The sequence below is a fragment of the Bradyrhizobium sp. HKCCYLRH3099 genome (assembly GCF_051167855.1).
GTDB lineage: Bacteria > Pseudomonadota > Alphaproteobacteria > Rhizobiales > Xanthobacteraceae > Bradyrhizobium.
Genome location: NZ_JBNPTW010000001.1, coordinates 700,813 through 717,782, shown reverse-complemented (window position 1 = coordinate 717,782; position 16,970 = coordinate 700,813). Strand labels below are relative to the sequence as shown.

The 16,970-nt window shown below is 64.9% G+C and carries 20 protein-coding genes; 12 read left to right on the top strand and 8 right to left on the bottom strand.

The features are described 5' to 3' along the window. The first annotated feature begins 30 nt into the window (after positions 1–30). Positions 31–519, top strand: coding sequence for a cyanase (gene cynS / locus ACQR1Y_RS03480; protein ID WP_006614502.1), 489 nt, complete (start codon positions 31–33; stop codon positions 517–519). Between the two features lie 73 nt (positions 520–592). Here the strand turns inward: cynS and ACQR1Y_RS03475 are convergent, their stop codons facing one another. Then, positions 593–910, bottom strand: coding sequence for a DUF1476 domain-containing protein (locus ACQR1Y_RS03475; RefSeq protein WP_434875415.1), 318 nt, complete (start codon positions 908–910; stop codon positions 593–595). Between the two features lie 309 nt (positions 911–1,219). Here ACQR1Y_RS03475 and purC point away from each other — a divergent pair, with 309 nt between their 5' ends. From purC to ACQR1Y_RS03445, 6 genes are all read left to right on the top strand, one after another. Beyond that, positions 1,220–1,987, top strand: a complete 768-nt coding sequence (purC, locus tag ACQR1Y_RS03470; RefSeq protein WP_016843454.1) for a phosphoribosylaminoimidazolesuccinocarboxamide synthase — start codon at positions 1,220–1,222, stop codon at positions 1,985–1,987. Positions 1,988–2,000: 13 nt separating this feature from the next. After that, complete coding sequence (gene purS, locus ACQR1Y_RS03465) at positions 2,001–2,243, top strand: phosphoribosylformylglycinamidine synthase subunit PurS (protein ID WP_434875416.1); 243 nt, start codon at positions 2,001–2,003, stop codon at positions 2,241–2,243. 12 nt (positions 2,244–2,255) lie between these two features. Continuing rightward, the gene (locus tag ACQR1Y_RS03460; protein WP_434858446.1) at positions 2,256–2,489 is read left to right on the top strand and encodes a hypothetical protein; all 234 of its coding nucleotides are present in this window, start codon (positions 2,256–2,258) and stop codon (positions 2,487–2,489) included. Then, positions 2,486–3,187, top strand: a complete 702-nt coding sequence (gene purQ, locus ACQR1Y_RS03455; protein ID WP_434875417.1) for a phosphoribosylformylglycinamidine synthase subunit PurQ — start codon at positions 2,486–2,488, stop codon at positions 3,185–3,187. Before ACQR1Y_RS03460 ends, purQ begins: the two co-directional genes overlap by 4 nt. Before the next feature lie 194 nt (positions 3,188–3,381). Further along, positions 3,382–4,665 (top strand): DUF1236 domain-containing protein, encoded by a 1,284-nt coding sequence (locus ACQR1Y_RS03450; protein ID WP_434875611.1) that lies wholly within the window; start codon positions 3,382–3,384, stop codon positions 4,663–4,665. A 248-nt stretch (positions 4,666–4,913) separates the two neighbouring features. Further along, positions 4,914–5,651 carry a tetratricopeptide repeat protein gene (locus ACQR1Y_RS03445; protein ID WP_434875418.1) on the top strand — a complete coding sequence of 246 codons (738 nt, stop codon included), beginning with the start codon at positions 4,914–4,916 and terminating at the stop codon, positions 5,649–5,651. A 247-nt stretch (positions 5,652–5,898) separates the two neighbouring features. Here the strand turns inward: ACQR1Y_RS03445 and ACQR1Y_RS03440 are convergent, their stop codons facing one another. Next, the gene (locus ACQR1Y_RS03440) at positions 5,899–6,381 is read right to left on the bottom strand and encodes a PaaI family thioesterase (protein WP_434875419.1); all 483 of its coding nucleotides are present in this window, start codon (positions 6,379–6,381) and stop codon (positions 5,899–5,901) included. Positions 6,382–6,578: 197 nt separating this feature from the next. Between ACQR1Y_RS03440 and purL the strand changes: the two genes are divergently transcribed. After that, complete coding sequence (gene purL, locus ACQR1Y_RS03435; protein ID WP_434875420.1) at positions 6,579–8,789, top strand: phosphoribosylformylglycinamidine synthase subunit PurL; 2,211 nt, start codon at positions 6,579–6,581, stop codon at positions 8,787–8,789. 165 nt (positions 8,790–8,954) lie between these two features. Here the strand turns inward: purL and ACQR1Y_RS03430 are convergent, their stop codons facing one another. After that, positions 8,955–10,151, bottom strand: a complete 1,197-nt coding sequence (locus ACQR1Y_RS03430) for an acyltransferase family protein (protein ID WP_434858451.1) — start codon at positions 10,149–10,151, stop codon at positions 8,955–8,957. Between the two features lie 428 nt (positions 10,152–10,579). Between ACQR1Y_RS03430 and ACQR1Y_RS03425 the strand changes: the two genes are divergently transcribed. After that, positions 10,580–10,753 (top strand): DUF1328 domain-containing protein, encoded by a 174-nt coding sequence (locus ACQR1Y_RS03425; protein ID WP_315719343.1) that lies wholly within the window; start codon positions 10,580–10,582, stop codon positions 10,751–10,753. Positions 10,754–10,827: 74 nt separating this feature from the next. Here the strand turns inward: ACQR1Y_RS03425 and ACQR1Y_RS03420 are convergent, their stop codons facing one another. Continuing rightward, complete coding sequence (locus tag ACQR1Y_RS03420; RefSeq protein WP_434875421.1) at positions 10,828–11,190, bottom strand: DUF427 domain-containing protein; 363 nt, start codon at positions 11,188–11,190, stop codon at positions 10,828–10,830. Between the two features lie 231 nt (positions 11,191–11,421). On the opposite strand from ACQR1Y_RS03420, the gene ACQR1Y_RS03415 reads away from it, so the two are divergent. Then, positions 11,422–11,661 (top strand): BolA family protein, encoded by a 240-nt coding sequence (locus tag ACQR1Y_RS03415; protein ID WP_315719345.1) that lies wholly within the window; start codon positions 11,422–11,424, stop codon positions 11,659–11,661. 33 nt (positions 11,662–11,694) lie between these two features. Here the strand turns inward: ACQR1Y_RS03415 and egtD are convergent, their stop codons facing one another. Further along, a complete protein-coding gene (gene egtD / locus ACQR1Y_RS03410; RefSeq protein ID WP_434858453.1) occupies positions 11,695–12,666 on the bottom strand; it encodes an L-histidine N(alpha)-methyltransferase in 972 nt (323 codons plus the stop codon). Between the two features lie 50 nt (positions 12,667–12,716). Continuing rightward, entirely contained in the window at positions 12,717–13,970 is a 1,254-nt protein-coding gene (gene egtB / locus ACQR1Y_RS03405; protein WP_434875422.1) for an ergothioneine biosynthesis protein EgtB, read from the bottom strand. A gap of 305 nt (positions 13,971–14,275) precedes the next feature. Here egtB and grxD point away from each other — a divergent pair, with 305 nt between their 5' ends. Beyond that, positions 14,276–14,614, top strand: coding sequence for a Grx4 family monothiol glutaredoxin (gene grxD / locus ACQR1Y_RS03400; protein ID WP_006609190.1), 339 nt, complete (start codon positions 14,276–14,278; stop codon positions 14,612–14,614). Continuing rightward, the gene (locus ACQR1Y_RS03395; RefSeq protein ID WP_434875612.1) at positions 14,611–15,180 is read left to right on the top strand and encodes an O-acetyl-ADP-ribose deacetylase; all 570 of its coding nucleotides are present in this window, start codon (positions 14,611–14,613) and stop codon (positions 15,178–15,180) included. The genes grxD and ACQR1Y_RS03395 overlap by 4 nt, the downstream gene beginning before the upstream one ends. A 50-nt stretch (positions 15,181–15,230) precedes the next feature. On the opposite strand, the gene ACQR1Y_RS03390 is transcribed toward ACQR1Y_RS03395, so the two are convergent. Then, entirely contained in the window at positions 15,231–16,298 is a 1,068-nt protein-coding gene (locus ACQR1Y_RS03390) for a threonine aldolase family protein (protein WP_434875613.1), read from the bottom strand. Positions 16,299–16,372: 74 nt separating this feature from the next. Continuing rightward, a complete protein-coding gene (locus ACQR1Y_RS03385; RefSeq protein WP_434875423.1) occupies positions 16,373–16,912 on the bottom strand; it encodes a hypothetical protein in 540 nt (179 codons plus the stop codon). Between the last annotated feature and the right edge of the window lie 58 nt (positions 16,913–16,970).

The following is a 16,970-nucleotide window of genomic DNA, read 5'->3' as shown; positions in this document are numbered from 1 at the left end:
TCAACGAAGGCCCATCAAGGGAGACCAAGCATGAAGCGATCCGACCTCACCGAGAAGCTGCTCGACATCAAGCGCGAGAAGGGCTGGAGCTGGAAATACATCTGCGAGAAGATCGGCGGCTATTCCGAGGTGCTGATCGTCGGCGCCATTCTCGGCCAGATGAAGCTGACCAAGCCGCAGGCCGCCAATGCCGGCGAGCTATTCGGGCTGTCGAAGTCGGAGATCTCGATGCTGAACGAGACGCCGATGCGCGGCGAGGGTGTGCAGATGCCGCCGACCGATCCGTTGATCTACCGCTTCTACGAACTGGTGATGATCAACGGCCCGGCCTGGAAGGAGCTGATCCAGGAGGAGTTCGGCGACGGCATCATGTCGGCGATCGATTTCGACATGGTGATGGAGCGCCTGCCCAATCCGAAGGGGGACCGCGTCAAGATCTCGATGTCGGGCAAGTTCCTGCCGTACAAATATTACGGTGCGAGCGGCAACGTGCCGGAGTATGGATTTAAAGAAGAATAGGTGAGCAGGGAGTGGCGAGTAGCGAATAGGAAAGGATTCCCTACTCGCTATTCGCCCACTCGCTATCCGCTCGTTACTGTCCGGCCTTGATCTGCGCCACCGCGGTGGCCAGCAGTTCGCTCATCTTGGACCGGATCTCGGCCTCGGTGACGCCCTTGGCCGAGAGATCGCCCAGCACCTTGCGCACGACATCAGCGTCGCCGGCTTCCTCGAAGTCGGCCGCAATGACGTCCTTGGCATAGGCGTCGGCGTCAGCGCCGGACTTGCCGAGCTTTTCGGCCGCCCACAGGCCGAGGAGCTTGTTGCGGCGGGCTTCCGCCTTGAATTTCAATTCCTCGTCATGAGCGAACTGCTTCTCGAACGCGTCCTCGCGCTTGTCGAACGTGGTCATAGCCGGAACTTCCAGTGTTGCCGAAAAGGGTTAACCGCGCAGGCGGTTGCGGGGCGGTGGCCGCATGCCTAAATAATTGGAACACAACGCCAATACAACGGGCACGAGGCCGCAGGAAGGCCGGTAAAACTGAGGTCCGGGAGTCCGGATCGATTGTGCTCGGGACCCCAATGGGATAGGTTCAATTCGGCCCGGTTCTTGTTCTGTTTCCGTCCGATCCGGGCCTCGCGGCAGCTCCGTCGTGGTCCTGTCCAAAATCATCCGGAGCCCACCAATTTCATGGATTTCAACAAAACACGGTACATCCCAATGAGCCGTCGGCGTCGCATTTATGAAGGCAAGGCCAAGGTCCTGTACGAAGGTCCCGAGCCGGGCACCCTGATCCAGCACTTCAAGGACGACGCCACCGCCTTCAATGCCAAGAAGCACCAGGTGATCGAAGGCAAGGGCGTCCTCAACAACCGCATCTCGGAGTACCTGTTTCAGCACCTCAACGACATCGGGGTGCCGACCCACTTCATCCGCCGCCTGAACATGCGCGAGCAGCTGATTCGCGAGGTCGAGATCGTCCCGCTCGAGGTCGTGGTGCGCAACGTGGCGGCGGGCTCGCTGTCGCAGCGCCTCGGCATCGAGGAAGGCACCCAGCTGCCGCGTTCGATCATCGAATTCTATTACAAGAACGACCAGCTCAACGACCCCATGGTGTCGGAGGAGCACATCACGGCGTTCGGCTGGGCCACCCCCCAGGAGATCGACGACATCATGGCGCTCGCCATCCGCGTCAACGACTTCCTGACCGGTCTCTTCCTCGGCATCGGCATCCGCCTCGTCGACTTCAAGATGGAATGCGGCCGGCTGTTCGAGAACGAGATGATGCGGATCATCGTCGCCGACGAGATTTCCCCCGATTCGTGCCGGCTGTGGGACATCAAGTCGAACGAGAAGCTCGACAAGGACCGCTTCCGTCGTGATCTTGGCGGCCTTCTGGAGGCCTATACCGAGGTCGCCAAGCGGCTCGGCATCCTCATCGAGAACGAGCGCCCAGCGGGCTCCGGCCCGGTCCTGGTCAAGAGCTAAAGGGAATCAAGACGTGAAAGCGCGTGTCACGGTGACACTGAAAACCGGCATCCTCGATCCCCAGGGCAAGGCGATCGAGGGCGCCCTCAAATCGCTCGGCGTCGACGGTGTCGCCAGCGTGCGCCAGGGCAAGGTGTTCGACATCGAGCTCGCCGGCGTCGACAAGGCCCAGGCGGAGGCGGCCCTGAAGGCCGCCGCCGACAAGCTGCTCGCCAACACGGTGATCGAGAATTATGCCATCGAGATGAAGGGCTGACGGGGCTTGGCCATGGCTGAGGTGACGAACGAGCTGATCTTCGGGATTCTCAAGCAAATCCAACAGCGGCTTGATCGCGCGGATCATCGGTTCGACGAGATGCGAGCCGATCTGACTGCTCTCCGGTCTTACCAATTGTCGATGATGCAGGATCTCCAAAACGCATATGCGGTACTCGGTCGCCTCGACGAAAGGTTTGACCGTATGGAGCGACGCCTCGAACTCAGTGAAGCTCCTTCGCTATGAAATCCGCCATACTCGTCTTCCCCGGCATCAACCGCGAACGCGACATGGCGCGGGCGCTGCGCATGATCTCCGGCCATGAGCCGGCGATGGTCTGGCACGCCGAGACGTCGCTGCCGAAGGGGACCGATCTCGTCGTCGTCCCCGGCGGCTTCTCCTATGGCGATTACCTGCGCTGTGGCGCCATCGCGGCGCGGGCGCCTGTCATGGACGCGGTGCGCGATCACGCCGCCAAGGGCGGCCTGGTGCTCGGCGTCTGCAACGGCTTCCAGATCCTGTGCGAATCCGGCCTGCTGCCGGGTGTGCTGATGCGCAACGACCGGCTGAAGTTCATCTGCAAGGACGTGCATCTGCGCGTCGAGCGCTCGGATTCGCCGTTCACCCGCGGCTACAATGCCGGCCAGGTCATCCGCGTGCCGGTCGCCCATGGCGAGGGCAACTACGCGGCCGACGAGGAAACGTTGAAGCGGCTCAATGGCGACGGGCGCGTGCTCTATCGCTACTGCTCGGCCGATGGCGAGGTCGGCGACCTCAGCAACATCAACGGCGCGGCGCATTCCATCGCCGGGATCGTCAACGAGAACGGGAATGTGCTCGGCATGATGCCGCATCCCGAGAATCACGTCGAGGACATCATGGGCTGCACCGACGGCCGCGGCCTGTTCGCCGGCCTCGTCGCCCATCTCGACCGGGCGGCCTGATCCGTTCATCGAATTCGTTCCGCAGTTTTTTCTGCAGCCGTCCGGCAACGCCGGGCGGCTGTTTGCGTTGTCCGCCCGCGACTGGGGCAGGGAACCAAGGAGGTTCTCACATGACGACGAAACACTGGCTGGGAACGGCCGCGATCATCCTGGCAATCGGCACGGCATCAGGTGCTGCATCGGCGCAGGGCGACATGAAGCGCGAGGGCGGCGCAGCGGCCCCGACGGCGCGCGAGGCGACACGGCCCGCAGCCGAGGCCAAGGGAGAGGTGAAGGGCGGCGCCGCGGCGGCGGAGCGCGCCGGGTCCGAGGCAAAGCAGAGCGCGCAGGAGCAGCGCCGTAGCGAGCCCGCAGCCGGTGGGCGCGAGCAGGCGCAGGAGCGCGCGGCTGAGCGGCCGGCGCATGACGCCAAGCAGAGCGCCGAGAGCAAGGGCGGTGCGGCCGCCGAGCGCGGCCGTGATGCCAAGGAGAGCGCCGAGACGAAGTCGCCGACCGACAGCAAACAGGCCGACAAGCAGTCGGACAGCAAGGCCAAGGCCGAGTCGAGCAAGGCCGAGTCAAATAAGGCCGAGTCCAAGCAGGAGCAGGACCGTGCCGCCGAGTCCAAGTCGGGCGCGACGGATCGCAAGTCCAACCGCGAGGCCGATCGCAATGATCGCAACGGCCCTGACAAGGACAAGACCAAGCAGAGCCAGGACGAGCGCAAGACCGGCACCTCCGACAAGGCGGCTGACAAGGCTGGCGACAAGGACAACGATCGCACCAAGCAGGCCAACCAGCCGACCGCTACGGACAGCAAGAACTCGACCGCGCAGCAGAACCCGCAGACCACGCCGGCCGGCACCAGTCAGCAGACCGGTCAGGCCAACACCCAGACCCAGCCGAACGGCACCCGCACCAATGCGCAGGTTCAGGTCAACGAGCAGCAGAAGACCCGCGTGGTCGATCAGCTCAAGCGCGATCGCGACTTCGACCGCGCGCGTACCGACATCAACATCAATGTCAGCATCGGCGAGCGCCTGCCGGAGCGCGTGCGTCCGCGTCCGCTGCCGTCGGATATCGTGACCATCGTGCCGGAATATCGCGGCTACGAGTACACGATCGTGCGTGACGAGATCGCCATCGTCGATCCGCGCAGCCGCGAGATCGTCGACGTCATCCCGCAGAACGGCATGCGTGCCGATCGCGGTTACGACCGCGGCGGTTACGGCGTGAGCTCGACCCGGATCGTGCTGTCGGACGATCAGCGCCAGATCCTGCGCCGCGCCGCGACCGAGACGGGCACCGTGGGCTCGACGACCTCGTCCTCGTCAACCTCGTCCGGCTCGAGCTGCCTGAGCCTGCGTCGCGTACCCGAAGAGCTGGCGCGCGCCAATCCAGAGCTTGCCAACTACCAGTATCTCGCGATCGGCGAGCAGGTGGTTCTAATCGATCCGCGCGACCAGAAGGTGGTGCAGGTCATCGACCAGCAGCAGTAAGGCCGCAGCCATCGGTTTGGCGAAGCGAGGGCGGGAGCGTGGCACGCTTCCGCCCTTTGCGTGTGTGCGCCCAGGATCAGCAGTGCGCAGGCCGAACGTGACGGTGCCCTCGCTTGAACCCGCCGTGGCGTGATTGCGTCAAACGCCCATGGGCAGTCCTGCTGCAACAGCGCAGGATTGTCGGGCCCATCGGAGCGCGCTATCAACGAAGCGTGTACCGTTGCGGCTGTGGGACTGGGGGATTTGCCGTGCCTATCGCGCTTGTCGTTCTGCTGCTCGACATCTCGCTGATCTATCATGCGTCGCGGACCGGACGCCTGCAGCCCTGGGCCTTCATTATCCTGATGGTGCCGATGATCGGCGCGCTCGCCTACATCGTGGTCGAGCTGGTGCCTGAATGGCTCGGCAGCCACGACGTCCAGAAGGCGCGCAAGCGCGTCGCCAATAAGCTCGATCCCGAGAAGTACTATCGCGAGTTGTCGGACCGCGTTGGGATCACCGACACGATCGCCAACCGCGCCGCGCTCGCTGAGGAATGCGTCGTCATCGGTCGTTATGACGAGGCCGAGCGGCACTACGACCATATCCTCAGCCTGCCGATGGGCCATGAGCCGGTCTTCGCGCTCGGCAAGGCCAAGGCGCAGTTCGCGCGGCGGCGCCCCGCGGACGCGCTAGCCACGCTCGACGAGTTGCAGAAGACGTGGCCGGACTACAACTCCACCGAGGCGCATCTGCTGTATGCGCGGGCGCTCCAGGATGCCGGCCGGACCGATGAGGCGCTCGAGGAATACCAGGCGCTCCTGGACTACGCGCCCAGCAGCGAGGTGAAGGCGCGCTACGGATCGCTGCTCAAATCAGTCGGTCGCGTCGACGAGGCCAAGGTCGTGTTCACCGAGCTCCTGATCCAGATGAAGCGCTCGCCGCGCCACGTCCGGAAAGCGCAGGCCGAGTGGATCGCCGTCGCCGAGAAGCAGATCGCTGGGTAGGCTGGAGAGGCGGCGACCCTCGCTCTCTCCACACGTCATTCCGGGGCGCGCGTAGCGCGAGCCCGGAATCCATACTCACGAACGGGTATGTGTCGCGAGCTGCGCGCGGCGACGATCTTCGTCCCGGCCACCGATTGGGGGTATGGATTCCGGGCTCATTCGCGCTGCTTCAAAATGGCTTTGCCATTTTGCGCGCGAATGCCCCGGAATGACGGTGAGAGTTGAACATGATCGCTCTTGACCCGCGCTACGGCGAGCTCGCGGTCTCCGGCGTCCGCCGCTTCACCCGCTTGATCGTCCCGGAAAACGAGAACAGCGGCTTCGGGCCCGAATGCAGCATGCCGCGCAGGAAGATCAGCGAGGCGCCGGCGCGGGTGACCTCGCCGGTGGCTTCGATCAATTCGCCCTCGCGCGCGGCATCGAGGAATTCTGACGAGAAAGACACCGTCACGCCCGGGCCCTGCAGGATCGGGGCTGCGAAGGCGAACAGGCAGTAGTCGGCGAAGGTCATCAGGCAGCCGCCATGGACGTTGCCGGCGCCGTTGAGGTGCTTTTTCTCGACCCGGAAGGCGCAGCGGATCGAACCGTGCTCCTCCATCCGGTGCCAGAACGGGCCGGTGTGGGATTCGTAGCTGTCGCGCATCCAGGTGCGCCAGCCGGCGAACTCTCCATCGGTGGCGATGTGGATGCCGGGGCGGTTCTCGAAGGCGGAACGGGACAGATCGTGCACGTGACGGGGCCTTTAACTGTTGATTGACCGTCTTAAATCCGATCAATCGCTAATCTGCAAATATCCCGCCACACGGTCCGGGCCAAAGCTCTGGACAGGGCGGGAGAGGGCCGTAAAAGGCCTTTTCGCATCAGGCCCGGCTTTCTATGAAGCAGGGTTTAAGGGACCAGCGGCCCACGGGGCAAAGGCATTTCTCCATGCGCAATGAACCGCAGATCACCCCCGAGCTCGTCGCCGCCCACGGCCTGAAGCCCGACGAATATGAGCGCATCCTGAAGCTGATCGGCCGCGAGCCGACCTTCACCGAGCTCGGCATCTTCTCGGCGATGTGGAACGAGCATTGCTCGTACAAATCGTCGCGCATCCATCTCAAGGGTCTGCCCACCAAGGCGCCCTGGGTGATCCAGGGCCCGGGCGAGAACGCCGGCGTCATCGACATCGGGGATGGCCAGGCCGTCGTGTTCAAGATGGAGAGCCACAACCACCCGAGCTATATCGAGCCGTACCAGGGTGCCACCACGGGTGTGGGCGGCATCCTTCGCGACGTCTTCACCATGGGCGCTCGCCCGATCGCCTGCCTGAATGCGCTGTCGTTCGGCGCCCCGGAGCATCCCAAGACCAGGCATCTCGTGTCCGGCGTCGTCGCCGGCATCGGCGGCTATGGCAACTCGTTCGGCGTGCCCACGGTGGGCGGCCAGACCCGCTTCCACACCCGCTATGATGGCAACATCCTGGTCAACGCCATGGCGGTCGGCCTCGCCGACGCCGACAAGATCTTCTATGCGGCGGCCTCCGGCGTGAACATGCCGATCGTCTATCTCGGCTCCAAAACGGGGCGCGACGGCATCCACGGCGCCTCGATGGCCTCGGCCGAGTTCGACGATTCCTCCGAGGAGAAGCGCCCGACGGTGCAGGTCGGCGATCCCTTCGCCGAGAAGCTGCTGCTGGAGGCGTGCCTGGAGATCATGGCCGCCGATTGCGTGATCGCGATCCAGGACATGGGCGCGGCGGGCCTGACCTGCTCGGCGGTCGAGATGGGCGCCAAGGGCGACCTCGGCGTCGATCTCGACCTGGACTCGGTGCCGACCCGCGAGACCGGCATGAGCGCCTACGAGATGATGCTCTCGGAAAGCCAGGAGCGCATGCTCATGGTGCTCAAGCCCGAGAAGGAAAAGGAAGCCGAGGCGATCTTCCGCAAATGGGGCCTCGATTTCGCTGTGGTCGGCTACACCACGCCGAGCAAGCGCTTTGTGGTGAAGCATGGCGGCGACGTCATGGCCGATCTGCCGATCAAGGAGCTCGGCGACGAGGCGCCGCTCTATGACCGTCCGCATGTCGCATCGCCCGCGCTGCCGGTGATCCACGCCCGCGAGGTCAAAGCGCCGATGGACGTGATTCCGGCGCTGGAGAAGCTGATCGCGACGCCCGATTTGTGCTCCAAGCGCTGGATCTGGGAGCAGTACGACCACGTCATTCTCGGCAACACCGTGCAGCGCCCCGGCGGCGATGCCGCCGTGGTGCGCGTGCAGGACGGGCCGAAGGGCCTCGCGCTCACCGTCGACGTCACGCCGCGCTATTGCGAGGCGGACCCGTTCGAGGGCGGCAAGCAGGCGGTGGCGGAAGCCTGGCGCAACATCACCGCCGTCGGCGGCCGGCCGCTCGCCATCACCGACAATCTCAACTTCGGCAATCCGGAGCGGCCCGAGATCATGGGCCAGTTCGTCGGCTGCCTGAAGGGCATCTCGGAGGCCTGCCGCGCGCTCGACTTCCCGGTCGTGTCCGGCAACGTCTCGCTCTACAACGAGACCAACGGCCGGGCGATCCTGCCGACGCCTTCGATCGGCGGCGTCGGCCTGCTCGACGATTTCACCAAGTCGGCCAGCATTGCCTTCAAGGCCGAGGGCGAGGCGATCCTGCTGGTCGGCGACACCCACGGCTGGCTGGGCCAGTCGGTCTATCTGCGCGACGTTTGCGGTCGCGAGGAGGGCGCTCCGCCGCCGGTCGATCTCGCCGCCGAAAAGCGCATCGGCGACGTCGTGCGCGGCATGATCCATGCGGGCACGGCGACGGCGGCACATGACCTGTCCGACGGCGGTCTGCTGGTCGCGCTGGCAGAGATGGCGATGGCCTCCGGCATCGGCGCGCGGCTGCTGGCCGCGCCGGCCTCGATTGTGCCGCACGCCTATTGGTTCGGCGAAGATCAGGCGCGCTACCTGGTGACGGTGCCGGAGACCGAGGCTGGTCGCGTCCTCGCCAAGATGCGCGGCGCCAACGTGCCGTGCACCCGCATCGGCACGACCGGCGGCACGGCGCTGGCGATTGCCGGTGAGGCGTCGGTCGAAGTCGCCGCGCTCAAGACCCGGTTCGAAAGCTGGCTGCCAGGCTACATGGGCGGCACCGCTGCCTAAACCTCCATTGTCGTCCCGGACAAGCTACGGCGGCGCATCGCGCCGTGTAGCGCTGATCCGGGACCTATACTCCGTGCACGGAGTAGTCGGCGGGCCCGCGTCAGGCAACAAGGTCCTGTGGTTATTGGTCCCTCCGCTCGCAATGACGGAGGAGTCGGACGTGTCTTACAATACGTTCTTCGCCCCCGGAATCTGCCTGAGCACCCAGGTCGCGCCCCAGCTCAGCAGCACGCTGCCGACAAACGCGATCGTTGCCTTGGCGATCGCCGGCCCATTGAGGTCGAACAGCCAGTACTGCAGCCACAGCACGATCGGATAGTGCACCAGGAACATGCCGTAGGCATCGGCCTGCAGGCGATCGAGTACGGAGAATTCCGAGCGGCGGTGGTTCAGGAAGTAGGACAGGATCGCGAACAGGATCGCGGCGCTGAAGATCACGAAGAACACGCCATAGGCCGCCTCGTACCAGTGCGGCAGCACCGGCGGATTGTCCAGCACCTGGCGCTTGATCGTGATCAGCACCCACAGCAAGGCATAAGGCACCACGGTGACCACGATCCAGGCGCCGAGCCCGCGTTGCGACATCTGTCCTTCCGCGGCCAGCAGGCCACGCTCGAAATTGGCCGAGCCGATGCCGGCGCCGATGTAGAAATAGGCGGCGTAGAGCAGCACGCGGCTGGCCTGGACCGAGAAGGGCCCCGCCTCGAACCAGTGGGTCGGCCCGAAATACAGCCGCGAGGGGATGTAGAGCACGCCGGTGATCAGCAGGAAAATGAAGAAGAAATCGCGCGGATGTTCGAAGGCGCGCTGCGACAGCCGGTTGATCGGCTCGAGCAGGCGCGGCGAGACGCGATACAGCAGGGCCGCCGAGGTATCGAACGCGAGCAGCACCCAGATGAACCAGATCGGACCGCTCGGCCAGGGGCCGACGGTGACGGTCTTCCACCAGAAGGCCGAGAAGGTCGCATCGGGATTGGCGCGCAGTTCGATCGCATAATAGGCGAGCGGAATGAGTGTCAGCGCAGCGACGACGAAGGGCAGGCCGAGCCGAAGCAGCCGGTCGCGCAGGAATTGCAACGTCGTCTTGTGGGCGAGGCCGGACCACACGAACAGGCCCGACAGGAAGAAGAACATGGCCATGAAGAAGCTGTCGGTGGCCAGCACGATACAGTCGAAGCCGAGGAAGGAGGTCGGGTCGGTGTGCCCGAAATAGGTGTAGGGAATCACGGCATGATGCAGCAGCACGATCAGCGTGAGAAAGGTGCGCGCATGATCGAGCGCAGCATTGCGTGCCCGCGCCTTCGGGCGAGCCTGCAGTTCGACCTTGGCGGCCGCCGCCGATTGTGTAACCGATGTGACCATATGCCCCCCAGCGCCGCTGCTGTTGCCGTGCTCTTGCCGCCGCCCCTGTGAGGCCGGCACCCCCAACTCGGGCGCATGCAAACCTCGATCCAGGACGCGCGAGCTGAAATGAATGCGCTCGTGTGACTTTGGCGCCATCGTCCGCCGCAGCCTTCGCTGCAACTCAGCGGATGACGTTGCCCGAATACCAGATGTTGTCCTCGACGCTGCAAATCAGCAAGCGCTGCGGCCCGCAAGCGGGTTTCGCACACACTCGGCAAAAATCTGCAGCCATCTTCACTACGAATCGCAGCAACTCAAGTTACGCGGAGGGGCGCGGGGAGTTGCGGAATTTCACGGCGGCGGCGCGGTGGCTCAAGGAACCGGTTCCGGATCGCGTGGTTAGTGAGCCGACGCGCCTGCGCGGCGCTGTACCGGAGGACTATACCGTGACTCTTCTGAAATGGGCGCTGCTGTTTTTCCTGATCTCCGTGGTTGCCGGTATTCTCGGCTTCACCGGGATCTCGGCCGCCTCCGCCGACATCGCGCGGATCCTGTTCTACATCTTCCTGGTGATCTTCCTCGTGCTTCTGATTCTCGGGCTGACGATCTTCAGGGTGTAGCGGGGCAAACTTTCATCAGAGCCAAACGATCGCCGCGGGGGCAGCCTGCGCCAGCCCCGCGGTGGTCTCCAGCCTCAATCCGCGATTTCCTCGATCCTGACCTTGTCTGAATAGAACGCCAGGTGGCCTGCAATCTCGGTCATCGCCGGAAAAGGCACTTCGTAGCTCCAGATCGCATTGTCCAGCGTCTTGCCGTTCGCCTTGATGCTGAAGTAGCTGGCGTCGCCTTTGTAGGGGCAATGGGTGACCCGCTCGGTCTTCTGCAGAGCGGCCATGTCGGCGTCCGCCCGCGGCACGTACTGGACGGCGGGATAGCTCGCTTCCTTCAGCGTCAGAGCGCGATTGGTATCCGCGATCACGACGCCGTCGGCGAGCACCCGCACGCGCCGGGGGTTCGCAGTAATGGTGATCGGATGATCCGGCCCTGGAAGCTTCATGTCCTGCCCTCGTGATCCCGCTTCCGGGGTGCGTCACCCGGTCCCGCTTTATCCCTGTTTCCCGGTATATAATGGTTCGAGGCGTGACCACGGAAGCAGTTCGCGCTAAATTCCGCCATCACGGTCGCGCGAGAACGCCTTGATTCGCAGCGTTCGACGGCGCACTGATGGAGGCAGTCATGGCGACCGGGGCCGCCGCGGTCCGTCGTCGAGAGAAGGAGATGCAGCGGGATGCCTATGGATGCCCACGATATCGAGCAGATGATCAAGGCCGCCATCCCCGACGCCCAGGTGACGATTCGCGATCTCGCCGGCGACGGCGACCACTATGCCGCCACCGTCATCTCCGAGGCCTTCCGCGGCAAGTCGCGGGTGCAGCAGCATCAGCTCGTGTATCAGTCGCTGCGCGGCCAGATGGGCGACGTGCTGCACGCTCTCGCCTTGCAGACCGGGGTGCCCGACCAGCGCTGACGACTGCGCCTCGCGATCGTCGCGCGTCGGGCATCACGCCTCGGCGACGAGCGCCTGGACCGAGAACATCGTCTCGGCATCAGTCCAGACCGTTTGCACCTTCCAACCCGAGCCGCGGGCCAGCGCGCCGAAGCGCTCGATGCTGTATTTGTAGCTGTTCTCGGTGTGGATGCTTTCGCCAGCGCGGAACGACACGGTGGTGCCGAGCAGCCGGACAGTCTGCGGCTTGCGCGCGACCAGATGCATCTCGATGCGGTGCTGCTCGCGGTTATAGATCGCCCGATGAACGAAGGCGGACAGGTCGAAATTGCCGCCGAGCTCGCGGTTGATTCGGAGCAGCAGGTTGAGGTTGAAGCGGGCGGTCACGCCGGCCGCATCGTTGTAGGCGGCATGCAGAACGCGCTCGTCCTTCTCGAGGTCGACGCCCACGATCATCAAGGCGCCGGCGCCCAGGATCTCCCGCGCCGAACGCAGGAAGCGGCAGGCTTCGTGGGGCTCGAAATTGCCGATCGTCGATCCCGGGAAGAAGCCGACCTTGGGCTTTCCTTCGATGGCGTCGGGCAGCTTGAAGGCGGTGGTGAAGTCGGCGACGACGGGATGGACCGCAAGGGTCGGGAAGTCGCGCCGCAGGCTGTCGGCCTGGGCGGTCAGGAAGTCACCGGAGATATCGACCGGCACGTAGGCCGCGAAACGGCAGTTGTCCAGGAGTAGGCGAACCTTGGTGGTCGCGCCGGCGCCGAACTCGATCAGCGCGGCATCTTCGGGAATGATCGCTGCGATCTCGGGGCCACGGTCTCTGAGAATACCGAGTTCGGTGCGGGTCGGGTAGTATTCCGGCAGCCGCGTGATCTGCTCGAACAGGTCGGAACCGGCCGCGTCGTAGAAGTATTTCGGCGACAGCTGCTTCGGCTGGCGGCTCAGGCCCTCGATCACATCGGACGCGAAAGCCGATGTCTTGGCGTCAGGCAAATGGGCATTGGCCAGGGCGTTGACGTGCACGTTCATGATACTCTCCTGGACGCGCACAGGCGCGACTGTCGGGCGTGGCTGGCGGCTCAGGCGTAATCGGCGAGCCGCAGCCCGGTGAATTGCCAGCGGTGGTGCGGATAGAAAAAGTTGCGATAGCTGACGCGGCTGTGGCCGTCCGGCGTCGCCAGCGACGAGCCGCGCAGCACCAGCTGATTGACCATGAACTTGCCGTTATACTCGCCGAGCGCGCCCTCGACCGGCCGATAGCCGGGGTAGGGGCTATAGGCGCTGCGGGTCCACTGCCAGACGATGCCAAAGGCGTCCTTCAACTGATCGCCGCGCGCCGCGACCTCCCACTCCATCTCGGTGGGCAGATGCTTTCCGGACCAGCGCGCGAAGGCGTCGGCCTCATAGTAGCTGACGTGGCAGACCGGCGCGTTCGGATCGACGGACTTCAAGCCGCCGAGCGTCATGATCTTCCATTCGCCTTCGACCTTGTACCAGTGCCCCGGCGCCTGCCAGCCGTCGCGGCTGGCGGCCGCGAAGCCGTCCATCAGCCACAGCGTCGCTGTCTGATAGCCGCCGTCTGCCATGAACGCCTGCCATTCGGCGTTCGTGACCAGATTGCGCGCGATCCTGACCGGTCCCACGAGCGCCCGATGCGTCGGCCGCTCATTGTCGAAATGATAGCCGTCGCCGGCGTGCCCGACGGTGTGGATGCCTTCGGCAAGGCTGATCCAATCCTCGCCCGCTTCAGCCGGCGCCGGAAAGCGCCACAAGGGGTCGTAGGCCGGAGCGGTCGGATTTTGGGCGAAGGCGTGGAGGATGTCGGTCAGCATCAGCTCCTGATGCTGCTGCTCATGGTTGAGCCCGACTTCGACCAGCGGGGCGACGGCCGCCAGGGTGGCGGCATCGGCGCGGCCCAGGAATTCGACCATGGCCGAATCGACATGCCGGCGATAGGCCGTGACATCGGCGGCCCCGGGACGGGTGATCAGGCCGCGCTCGCCCCGCGTGTGACGGGGGCCGGCACTGACGTAATAGGAATTGAACAGGAAGGCGTAATCCGGGTGGTAGGGCGTATAGCCCCGGCAGTGCTCACCCAGTACGAACTGTTCGAAAAACCAGGTGGTATGGGCGCGGTGCCATTTGGCGGGACTGGCATCCGGCATCGACTGGATGACCTGGTCCTCCGAGCTCAGCGGCGCCGCGCGTCGCTCGGTCTCGCCGCGAACCGACAGGTAAGCCTCGATCAGGCCTGCGGCCTGGGCCCCTGACCTCGGCGTCGGACGCACATCAGTGATGGGAAGCGGGGCCGGGGCGGACGCTGAACTGGTCACGAGGGTCTCCGTTTGCCGGAAGAGAACGATATTCGACGGAACAAGTTCCTCTGGGCAGTTCGTCCTAGATAGGGGCTTGGTTACGGGATGAAACCCTCGCGTCGGCTATAATATTGCTGTCATCAGGCTATGGCCGGACGGTGGAGCTGCGTTGCGGCGGCCCCCTGGCATTTTACTTTGGCTGAACAACGGTTTGCGCTACATATAGAGGCTGTGACGGTCGGCCGGGCACGACGGAGGTCGAACGGCGACCAGCGCGACACCGAGCCCCAGGCGTTCCTTGAGGCGCCCCAGAGGAAGCGAAGATGAGCATCGAGCAATTCATCGACAACGAAGTGAAGTCGAACGACGTCGTCCTGTTCATGAAGGGGACGCCGCAGTTTCCGCAATGTGGATTTTCCGGCCAGGTCGTGCAGATCCTCGATCATGTCGGCGTCGGCTATAAGGGCCTGAACGTCCTGGAGTCGGCTGAGCTGCGCAACGGCATCAAGACGTTCTCCAACTGGCCGACCATTCCGCAGCTCTATGTGAAGGGTGAGTTCGTCGGCGGCTGCGACATCGTGCGCGAGATGTTCCAGAGCGGCGAGCTGCAGCAGCTGTTCACCGACAAGGGCATCCCGGTCGGCACGGCAGCATCCGCCTGAGCTATCCGGTCCGCAGCATCGGCGCGACCCGGTTCGAGGTCGTCGTTGCCGACATCACCAAAATCGGCGTTGACGCGATCGTCAACGCCGCCAATTCGTCGTTGCTTGGTGGGGGCGGCGTCGACGGCGCCATCCACCGCGCCGCGGGGCCGGATCTGGTCATGGAATGCCGTATGCTCCATGGCTGCAAGACCGGCGAGGCCAAGATCACAAAAGGCTACCGGCTGCCGGCGCGCCATGTGATCCACACGGTCGGCCCGGTCTGGCAGGGCGGCGAGCGCGGCGAGCCGGAGCTGCTCGCCTCTTGCTACCGGCGCTCGATCGAGCTCTGCCACAAGCATCGTCTGGACTCGGTCGCGTTCCCCGCGATCTCGACGGGCATCTTTCGCTTTCCCGCGGACCGTGCGGCATCGATCGCGGTTGCCACGACGATCGAGGCCATCAACGACGAGACCTCGCTGTCGCAGATCGTGTTCTGCTGCTTCTCCGAGGCAAGCGCCGAGCTGCACGATGACGCGTTGAGCCAGGCCATCGAGAGCCGCGCTCGCGCAGGATCGCCGCGATAGGCGGCCGTCCTGCGGGGGCGTGGGTCCCTCGAGTCCTCGCATCGTGATCGTCATGCGCCGCGCACGATCTCCCTGACATGTCCGATCGTTTCCTCGATCATCGCGGCTGACACGTCGAGATGCGTGCAGGCGCGGATGCGGCCGTCCATCATCGCGAGCAGCACGCCGCGCTTGCGGAGTTCACTCACCATCCTGTCGCCGGAGACGCCGGCGCCGTCGGGCTTGAAGAAGACGAGATTGGTCTCGGGCTCCTGCACCTCGATGCCCTGGATCTGTGACAGCCCGCGCGCCAGCGCGCGCGCATTGGCGTGATCCTCGGCCAGGCGGTCGACGTGATGATCGAGCGCGTAGATGCAGGCGGCCGCCACCACGCCGGCCTGGCGCATGGCGCCGCCGAGGCGCTGCTTCCAGCGCCAGACCTCGTCGATGAAGGCGGCGCTGCCGGCGAGCACGCCGCCGATCGGCGCGCCCAAGCCCTTGGAGAAATCGATCCAGGCGGAATCCCAGCCTGCCGTCATGTCGGCGGCCGAAATGCCGGTGGCGACGGTGGCATTGAGCAGCCGCGCGCCGTCCATATGCGTCGCCATGCCGTTCGCCTTGGCGATCGCCACGATTGCATCGAGATCAGCCTTCTTCCAGATCGTGCCGCCGCCGATATTGGCGGTCTGCTCGACGCTGACGACGGTCTGCGGCGGCTGATAGCGCGAGCGCGGATGTAGCGCGGCGCGGAACGTCTCCGGCGTGAACTGGCCGTCGGGCCCCTTGAGCTGCGTGACCTGAAAGCCGCCGAGCGCGGCATGGGCGCCGCCCTCGCGCGAGATGATGTGCGCGGTCTCGTGCGCCAGGATCTCGTCGCCAGGGCGACAGTGCACCAAGGTGGCTGCGACGTTGCACATCGTGCCCGAGGGCATCAGTACCGCGGCTTCCTTGCCCATGAGCGCGGCGACGCGGGCAATGAGCTCGTGCACGGTCGGATCGTCGCCGATCTGCTCGTCGCCGACCTCCGCCCGCGCCATCGCCTCGCGCATCGCGGCTGTGGGGCGCGTCTGCGTGTCGGACAAAAGATTGACGCGCACGGGCGGCGCCTTGGGATCGCGCGGGGGCGGGGTGTAATACATCGGCAGTCCTCGTTCGGCTTTCACGTGAGGACCTTACCCAACTCGCATCGCTCCCGCAAAAAGCTCCTCCTCGATCAGGCCGCGCGCGGCGGATTGAGCCAGATGTCCGGCCGCCGCAACGGCCGGGCTTCGATCGGTTCGGCCACCAGCGCCGGCGCCTCGACGCAGTCGAAAACCCAGGACTCCAGCGGGCTGCGGCGCGATGGCGACAACAACAGCGCCGCGCCCGGGCGCTGCCGCTTGATGTTCCAGCCCATGTTCACCGCGGCCCAGCCGACCAGCATGGTTTGCCACTCGTCAGCGGGTTCGGGAGAATTGTCGAGACAATGGAGAAGTTCGAGCGCGAACGGATCGTAGCGAAGTTGCGCGTCGGCAAAGGTGAGCCCGGTGCCGAGATGGCGGATTACATGGGCTGTCGCATCGGACTGGACGTGCCAGCAGGAGCGTTCGAGAAGGTCGAAGACGGTCGACGGGTAGAGGCCGTCGTTGAAACGGTAGCGGATCCCCGAGAGCCGCGCGCGTAACGGTGAAGTGCGCAACGGCGGCAGAGGTGGAGCACCGACCGCATCGGCCTGCAACGCACCGAAGATGATATTGCGCCTGTTGAACTCCATGGCGAACGCCCCGCTACTTTACAACTGCGGGCAGTGAATCACGGGTCGGATTCGCTGT